The following is a 2912-nucleotide window of genomic DNA, read 5'->3' as shown; positions in this document are numbered from 1 at the left end:
GAGACAGACTCGTTATAGGGTCAAGCGAACAAGTGCATGTGGTGGATGCCTTGGCGATCACAGGCGATGAAGGACGCGGTAGCCTGCGAAAAGCTACGGGGAGCTGGCAAACAAGCTTTGATCCGTAGATGTCCGAATGGGGAAACCCACTCCTTTTGGAGTATCCATGGCTGAATACATAGGCCATGTGAAGCGAACGCGGTGAACTGAAACATCTAAGTAACCGCAGGAAAAGAAATCAACCGAGATTCCCAAAGTAGTGGCGAGCGAAATGGGATGAGCCTTGCACTCTTTATTTGTATTGTTAGCCGAACGCTCTGGAAAGTGCGGCCATAGCAGGTGATAGCCCTGTAGGCGAAAACAGTATGAAAGAACTAGGTGTGCGACAAGTAGGGCGGGACACGTGAAATCCTGTCTGAAGATGGGGGGACCATCCTCCAAGGCTAAATACTCGTGATCGACCGATAGTGAACCAGTACCGTGAGGGAAAGGCGAAAAGAACCCCGGGAGGGGAGTGAAATAGATCCTGAAACCGCATGCATACAAACAGTCGGAGCCTCGTAAGGGGTGACGGCGTACCTTTTGTATAATGGGTCAGCGACTTACGTTCAGTAGCAAGCTTAACCGTATAGGGCAGGCGTAGCGAAAGCGAGTCCGAATAGGGCGTTCAGTTGCTGGGCGTAGACCCGAAACCAGGTGATCTATCCATGGCCAGGATGAAGGTGCGGTAACACGTACTGGAGGTCCGAACCCACTAACGTTGAAAAGTTAGGGGATGAGCTGTGGATAGGGGTGAAAGGCTAAACAAACCTGGAAATAGCTGGTTCTCTCCGAAAACTATTTAGGTAGTGCCTCGTGTCTCACCTTCGGGGGTAGAGCACTGTCATGGTTGGGGGGTCTATTGCAGATTACCCCGCCATAGCAAACTCCGAATACCGAAGAGTGCAATCACGGGAGACAGACATCGGGTGCTAACGTCCGGTGTCAAGAGGGAAACAACCCAGACCGCCAGCTAAGGTCCCCAAATATAGCTAAGTGGGAAACGAAGTGGGAAGGCTAAAACAGTCAGGAGGTTGGCTTAGAAGCAGCCACCCTTTAAAGAAAGCGTAATAGCTCACTGATCGAGTCGTCCTGCGCGGAAGATGTAACGGGGCTAAGCTATATACCGAAGCTGCGGATGCGTGCTTTGCACGCATGGTAGGAGAGCGTTCCGTAAGCCTGCGAAGGTGCGTTGAAAAGCGTGCTGGAGGTATCGGAAGTGCGAATGCTGACATGAGTAGCGATAAAGGGGGTGAAAGGCCCCCTCGCCGTAAGCCCAAGGTTTCCTACGCAACGTTCATCGGCGTAGGGTGAGTCGGCCCCTAAGGCGAGGCAGAAATGCGTAGCTGATGGGAAGCAGGTCAATATTCCTGCACCATTGTTAGATGCGATGGGGGGACGGATCGCGGAAGGTTGTCCGGGTGTTGGAAGTCCCGGTCGCTGCATTGGAGAAGGCGCTTAGGCAAATCCGGGCGCAGGATTCAAGGGTGTGGCGCGAGCTCCTTAGGGAGCGAAGCAATTGGAAGTGGTTCCAAGAAAAGCCTCTAAGCTTCAGTCTAACGATGACCGTACCGCAAACCGACACAGGTGGGCGAGATGAGTATTCTAAGGCGCTTGAGAGAACTCGGGAGAAGGAACTCGGCAAATTGGTACCGTAACTTCGGGATAAGGTACGCCCTTGTAGCTTGATGCGCCTGCGCGCAGAGGGTGAAGGGGTTGCAATAAACTGGTGGCTGCGACTGTTTAATAAAAACACAGCACTCTGCAAACACGAAAGTGGACGTATAGGGTGTGACGCCTGCCCGGTGCCGGAAGATTAAATGATGGGGTGCAAGCTCTTGATTGAAGTCCCGGTAAACGGCGGCCGTAACTATAACGGTCCTAAGGTAGCGAAATTCCTTGTCGGGTAAGTTCCGACCTGCACGAATGGCGTAACGATGGCCACACTGTCTCCTCCCGAGACTCAGCGAAGTTGAAGTGTTTGTGATGATGCAATCTACCCGCGGCTAGACGGAAAGACCCCATGAACCTTTACTGTAGCTTTGCATTGGACTTTGAACCGATCTGTGTAGGATAGGTGGGAGGCTATGAAACCGGAACGCTAGTTTCGGTGGAGCCGTCCTTGAAATACCACCCTGGTTTGTTTGAGGTTCTAACCTTGGTCCGTGATCCGGATCGGGGACAGTGCATGGTAGGCAGTTTGACTGGGGCGGTCTCCTCCCAAAGCGTAACGGAGGAGTACGAAGGTACGCTAGGTACGGTCGGAAATCGTGCTGATAGTGCAATGGCATAAGCGTGCTTAACTGCGAGACCGACAAGTCGAGCAGGTGCGAAAGCAGGTCATAGTGATCCGGTGGTTCTGTATGGAAGGGCCATCGCTCAACGGATAAAAGGTACTCTGGGGATAACAGGCTGATACCGCCCAAGAGTTCATATCGACGGCGGTGTTTGGCACCTCGATGTCGGCTCATCTCATCCTGGGGCTGTAGCCGGTCCCAAGGGTATGGCTGTTCGCCATTTAAAGAGGTACGTGAGCTGGGTTTAAAACGTCGTGAGACAGTTTGGTCCCTATCTGCCGTGGGCGTTGGATATTTGAAGGGGGCTGCTCCTAGTACGAGAGGACCGGAGTGGACGAACCTCTGGTGTACCGGTTGTCACGCCAGTGGCATCGCCGGGTAGCTATGTTCGGAAGAGATAACCGCTGAAAGCATCTAAGCGGGAAACTCGCCTTAAGATGAGATATCCCTGGGGACTAGATCCCCTTGAAGGGTCGTTCGAGACCAGGACGTTGATAGGTCAGGTGTGTAAGCGCAGTAATGCGTTCAGCTAACTGATACTAATTGCCCGTAAGGCTTGATCCTATAACAAGTCTG

General features: G+C 52.8%; 1 rRNA gene. It reads left to right on the top strand.

From position 1 onward, the window contains the following. Window positions 1-18 precede the first annotated feature (18 nt). Window positions 19-2900 (top strand): 23S ribosomal RNA (locus DIE04_RS29415). The last annotated feature ends 12 nt before the right edge of the window (window positions 2901-2912 follow it).

The organism is Burkholderia sp. Bp8994 (assembly GCF_003853805.1).
Taxonomy (GTDB): Bacteria; Pseudomonadota; Gammaproteobacteria; order Burkholderiales; family Burkholderiaceae; genus Burkholderia.
The sequence above is the reverse complement of the archived record's forward strand: the minus strand, read 5'-3'. Positions and strand labels throughout refer to the sequence as shown.